The sequence below is a fragment of the Brevundimonas diminuta ATCC 11568 genome, assembly GCF_000204035.1.
In the GTDB taxonomy this organism is placed as follows: Bacteria; Pseudomonadota; Alphaproteobacteria; order Caulobacterales; family Caulobacteraceae; genus Brevundimonas; species Brevundimonas diminuta.
In genome coordinates this window covers 150852-156005 of the sequence record NZ_GL883084.1, presented here as the reverse complement: position 1 = coordinate 156005, position 5154 = coordinate 150852, and the positions used below count along the sequence as shown (strand labels likewise).

The window sequence follows — 5154 nt, the reverse complement described above, 5'->3', positions numbered from 1 at the left end:
CCCCGCCAGAAAGGGCGCCGCCTTCGCGCACCACGATGCGGCGCAGGCCGGTCGGATTGCTCCACTCCAGCCCGGCGCGGCGCGCGGCGATCTGGACCTGGGAGGCCTCCAAAACGGCGGTGGCTCCGGCGCGGCGGCCGACCACGACGTTTGAGGCGGCGCCCGCGTCGTCGAACAGCTCGCCCAGGGTGATGCGGCCGTCGTCGTCGACCGGATCGGGCAGCAGATTGACCGGCCCGGCCAAGGCTTGGGTGGCGAGCACGGGGGCGGCGAATGCGGCGACGGCGGCGGCGAGGATCAGGGCGCGCTTCATGGCTCAGACCTTTCCTTCAGCTCTTCACCTGGGCCGAGACGGACAGCATTTCGTCGGCGGTGGTGATGACCTTGGAGTTCATCTCATAGGCGCGCTGGGCCACGATCAGGGCGGTGATCTCGCTGACCGCGTCGACGTTCGACGCCTCGGTGTAGTGTTGCAGCAGATTGCCGTAGCCGACCTCGCCGGGCGCCCCGACCGTGGCCGGGCCCGAGGCCGCCGTCTCCAGCAGCAGGTTGTCGCCGATGGCTTCCAGCCCCGCCTCGTTGAAGAAGGTGGCCAGTTCCAGCTGGCCCACGACCTGCGGCTCGGTCTGGCCGGCGGTGGTGACCTGAACCTGACCCGACTTGGAGATGGAGACGTCCAGGGCGTCCTGCGGAATGGCGATGGCGGGCTCGACCGCATAGCCGTCGTCCGTCACTAGCTGCCCTTCGCCGTTGACGGTGAAATTGCCCGCGCGGGTATAGGCCAGCTCGCCCGAGGGCAGGGTGATCTGGAAGTAGCCCTTGCCCTGGATGGCGATGTCGTAGGTGTTGCCGGTGCGGTTGGGGCTGCCCTGTTCGGTGATGCGATAGACGCTGCCCGCCTTGACGCCCGAGCCGATCTGGATGCCGGTCGGCACCACGGTGCCCTGCGACGAGGACTGGGCCCCCATGCGCTCGACGTTCTGGTACAGCAGATCCTGGAACTCGGCCCGCTGACGCTTGAAGCCGACCGTGTTCATGTTGGCGATGTTGTTGGAGATGACCTCCACGTTCAGCTGCTGGGCGGCCATGCCGGTGGCGGCGGTGCGAAGCGCGCGCATGTCTCAGCTCTCCCTTACGAAACCCGGCCCAGCCGCTCGACGGAGCGGCGTGACAGGTCGTTGGCGTTTTCGATCATCTTGGTGACGCGCTCATAGGCGCGGCTGATCTCGATGAGGTTGGTGATTTCCACGAGGGTGTTGACGTTCGACCCTTCCAGCATCCCCTGGCGGACCTGGGCGTCGGTCGCATCCATCGGCTGGGCGTTGGAGGCGTTGCGATACAGGCCGTCGCCGGACTTCTGCAGCACCGACAGGGCGTCGAAGCGCACCACGGTCAGGCGGCCGACGGGCTGGCCTTCCTGGCTGATCGTGCCGTCGGCGCCGACGCTGGCGGGGCCGCGCTGCGGGTCCAGAACGATCTCGGCGCCGTCGGCCAAGACCGGCAGGCCCTGCTTGGTCGTCAGCCGCCCTTCGGGATCGGTCACGAAGGCGCCGTCGCGGGTATAAGCGGGACCGCTCGGCGTCTGCACGGTGAAGAAGGCGCCTTCGCCCTCGATGCCGAAGTCCAGCTCGCGGCCGGTCTGCTTCAGCGTTCCCTGGCCGAAATCGCGGCCCACGCCCTTGTCCAGCACGAAGCTGGCCGAGGGGCGGATATTGTCGTTGCGGGCGCGCTGGCCCACTTCGGTCCCGACCATCAGCTGTTCGACCTTGAAGCCGGTGGTGTCGGCGTTGGCGACGTTGTTGGCCACGATGTCCAGCTCGCGGCGAAGCGTCATCTGGCGCGACAGTCCGATATAGGCGGCGTTTTCCACGAGCGGGCTCCTTTCGCCGTTTCCCGTCGCAACGACCGTGCCAACAGGGTTAACGCCCGTGGAATGGGGATTTGAGCGGTTTTCGCTCCTGCGGCGCCCGGCAGGATTTGCCGATCGTAAACGCCTCGTTAACCAAAACAGGGCCACACCCGGCATGTGAGGATCGGGGCGGCTTACGCATGCTGAAACTGAAGCTGGGCAAGAAGAAGAGCGAAGCGCCGACCGGCGACGACGCGAACCTGCCCGCCGTGAGCGACGGCGCGCCCGGCGCCGAGGGCGAGGACGGCGAAGCCGCGCCCGCCAAGAAGAAGATCCCCCTGCTGTTCATCATCATCCCGGCGGCCCTGGTGGTGCTGGGCGGCGGCGGGGCGACGGCCTTCCTGCTGATGAAGCCCAAATCCGCCGAGGCGGCGGGCGATCATGCCGCTCCGGCCAAGGAAGAGAAGAAAGAGAAGAAGGAAGGCGGCGGCCACGGGGGCGGCGCCAAGGAAGGCGAGGCGGCCGAGGGCGCGGGCAAGATCGCGGCCGGCCCCGACGGCGTGACCTTCTACACCCTGCCGGACATGATCGTGAACATTCAGTCGGCCGATGGACGCCCGACCTATCTGAAGCTGCGCCTGACGCTGGAGATGAAAGACGCCGCCGTCGCCTCGCATCTTCAGGCTGAGGCGCCGCGCATGCAGGACATGTTCCAGGGCTTTCTGCGCGAACTGCGGCCCGAGGATCTGGCCGGGTCGGCCGGGTCGTATCAGCTGCGCGCCGAGATCCTGCGCCGGGTCAATCTGATCGCTGCGCCGGGCAAGGTGGACGCCGTGCTGATCGAAGAAATGCTGGTCCAGTAGTCATGACCGACGCCCTGGCCCCCGAGACGGAACTGGACCCCTTCGGCGGAGAGGTCGATCTGGGCGCAGCCCTGTCCGAGCGGGTGCTGAACCAGGACGAGATCGACAGCCTTCTGGGCTTCGACATGGGCGGCGGCGACGACGCCGAACGCAGCGGCATCCGCGCCATCATCAACTCGGCCCTGGTCTCCTACGAGCGCCTGCCGATGCTCGAGATCGTCTTCGACCGCCTGGTGCGGTTGATGACGACCAGCCTTCGCAACTTCACCTCCGACAACGTCGAGGTCAGCCTCGACACCATCAGCTCCATCCGCTTCGGCGACTACCTGAACTCCATCCCGCTGCCGGCCATCCTGGCGGTGTTCCGGGCCGAGGAGCTGGACAACTACGGCCTGCTGACGGTCGATTCCAACCTGATCTATTCGATCGTCGACGTGCTGCTGGGCGGGCGTCGCGGCACGGCGGCCCTGCGCATCGAGGGGCGGCCCTACACCACCATCGAGCGGGTGTTGGTGCAGCGCATGGTCGAGGTCATCCTGAACGACGCCCGCCAGGCGTTCGAGCCGCTGACCCCCGTTCACTTCAACCTGGACCGGCTGGAGACCAATCCGCGCTTCGCCGCCATCGCGCGCCCGGCCAACGCCGCCATCCTGGTCAAGCTGCGCATCGACATGGAAGATCGCGGCGGCCGGGTCGAGCTGCTGCTGCCCTATTCGACGCTGGAGCCGATCCGCAAGATGCTGCTGCAGCAGTTCATGGGCGAGAAGTTCGGCCGCGACAACATCTGGGAAGGCCACCTGGCCACCGAACTCTGGACCACGGAAACCGAGGTGCGCTGCGTGCTGGACGAGCAGCAGATGCCCCTGTCCAAGGTGCTGGACCTGAAGGTCGGCGACACCCTGATGCTGAACGTCACGCCTGAGTCCGAAGTGTCGGTGCGGGCGGGCTCCATTCCGCTGACCACCGGCCGCATGGGCCGCAAGGGCCAGCACATCGCCGTCCGCGTCGAAGGCCCCATCAGCACCGACGCCGCCGCCCGCCTCGCCAGGGAGAACAGCTGACATGACCGGCATCATCCTCGACTCCATCCTCATGCTGCTGCTGGTCGCGGCCATCGGCTACGGCATCAAGCTCGAGCGCAAGCTCAAGACCCTGCGCGAGGGGCAGTTGGCCTTCGCCGCCGCCGTGACCGAGCTGAACAGCGCCGCCGGGCGCGCCGAACAGGCGCTGGCCACCCTGCGCGCCTCGGGGCAGGAGACGGACCTGCTGCACGACCGCATCATCAAGGCCCGCGCGGTTAAGCAGGAGCTGGAGGTGCTGATCGCCCGCGCGCCTGCCCGCCCGGCCGAGAGCCGCATCGAGACGCGCGAGGACGAGCGTCGCGCCGCCGCCAAGGCCCTGGCCGACATGGAGCCGATCATGGAGGTCGAGCGCGAGACCGTCCGCGCCTCGTCGGTCGCCCCCTTGCTGGACGACGAGGCGCGCGCGCGCCGCATGGCCTCGCTGATGGAGCGCATCGAGGGCGCCCGCGCGGTCATGAAGGCGCCGTCGCCGAAGCCCGCGCCTGTCCCCGAGCGCGCCTCGCCGGTGATGCAGGCCCTGGCCGCTAACCATGCTGCGCAACAGAGCCTAAACCGCGCCCGCCGTAGTCTGGACGACGACCTTTTCGCCGCCTGATGTCAGCCCCTATGTCCGAGGCGCGGCCTCGGACGACTTGAGGGGCCAAGTGTTTTTCCTGCCCGGCGCGTGGCGCCGAACCGTTCGCTGAGTTTGACCGATGAGCAAGCTGCCCCGCCTTCTGCCTTTGATCGCCGTCGCCATCGGCGGCGTCGTGGCCGTGCGCGCCGCGGGCGTGGCGCCGGAGCTGTTCCAGGGCGCGACCGCCTGGGCCCAGGAAGCGGTCGCCGGAGAAGGCGAGGGAGCCAAGCCCGCGCCCAAGCCCGCCGCCGTCTGCGCCCTGACGCCCGAGCAGTTGGCCCAGCAGGCGGGGATCTCTCCGGCTGAACTGCGGATCATCCAGTCGCTGTCGAAGCGTCGCGACCAGTTGGACGCGCGCGACGCCGACTTCGCCACCACCCTGCCGCTGATGGTGGCCGCCGAGCAGAAGCTGGACGCCAAGCTGCAGGCGCTGGAGGCCCTGAAGGGCGAAATCAGCGCCCTGGTCGGCCAGGTCGATGAGAAGGAAAAGGCCGAGGCTGATCGTCTGGTCGCCGTCTATTCCGCCATGCGGCCCAAGGAGGCGGCGGCCGTCTTCGCCACCCTGGACGACAGCGTGCGCCTGCCGGTGGCCTCGGCCATGCGCCCGCGGACCCTGGCTGCCATCATGGCCCAGATGCAGCCCGCCGCCGCGCGCGAACTGACCGAAAAGCTGGCCAAGCGCTTCCAGGCCCAGCAGTACGCCGCCCGCGCCGCCGCCGCTTCGGCTCCGACTGAGGCTGCGAC

The 5154-nt window shown here is 68.5% G+C and carries 6 protein-coding genes and 1 pseudogene; 4 read left to right on the top strand and 3 right to left on the bottom strand.

The genetic code is table 11. From position 1 onward, the window contains the following. From BDIM_RS17745 to flgF, 3 genes and pseudogenes are all read right to left on the bottom strand, one after another. Nucleotides 1-313 (bottom strand): annotated as a pseudogene (locus BDIM_RS17745) (flagella basal body P-ring formation protein FlgA); the annotation flags it as partial. A gap of 16 nt (nucleotides 314-329) precedes the next feature. Then, on the bottom strand, nucleotides 330-1118 hold the full coding sequence (gene flgG, locus BDIM_RS00815) for a flagellar basal-body rod protein FlgG (RefSeq protein WP_003163665.1): 789 nt from the start codon (nucleotides 1116-1118) through the stop codon (nucleotides 330-332). Between the two features lie 14 nt (nucleotides 1119-1132). Next, the gene (gene flgF, locus BDIM_RS00810; RefSeq protein WP_003163664.1) at nucleotides 1133-1870 is read right to left on the bottom strand and encodes a flagellar basal-body rod protein FlgF; all 738 of its coding nucleotides are present in this window, start codon (nucleotides 1868-1870) and stop codon (nucleotides 1133-1135) included. A gap of 179 nt (nucleotides 1871-2049) precedes the next feature. Here flgF and BDIM_RS00805 point away from each other — a divergent pair, with 179 nt between their 5' ends. The 4 genes from BDIM_RS00805 to BDIM_RS00790 all read left to right on the top strand — a co-directional run. After that, the gene (locus tag BDIM_RS00805) at nucleotides 2050-2712 is read left to right on the top strand and encodes a flagellar basal body-associated FliL family protein (RefSeq protein ID WP_003163663.1); all 663 of its coding nucleotides are present in this window, start codon (nucleotides 2050-2052) and stop codon (nucleotides 2710-2712) included. A gap of 2 nt (nucleotides 2713-2714) precedes the next feature. After that, a complete protein-coding gene (gene fliM, locus BDIM_RS00800; protein WP_003163662.1) occupies nucleotides 2715-3773 on the top strand; it encodes a flagellar motor switch protein FliM in 1059 nt (352 codons plus the stop codon). Between the two features lies 1 nt (nucleotide 3774). Continuing rightward, nucleotides 3775-4389 carry a DUF6468 domain-containing protein gene (locus BDIM_RS00795; protein ID WP_040344473.1) on the top strand — a complete coding sequence of 205 codons (615 nt, stop codon included), beginning with the start codon at nucleotides 3775-3777 and terminating at the stop codon, nucleotides 4387-4389. A 100-nt stretch (nucleotides 4390-4489) separates the two neighbouring features. After that, nucleotides 4490-5154 (top strand): MotE family protein (locus BDIM_RS00790; protein WP_040344472.1); only part of this gene is annotated, 665 nt, incomplete at its 3' end.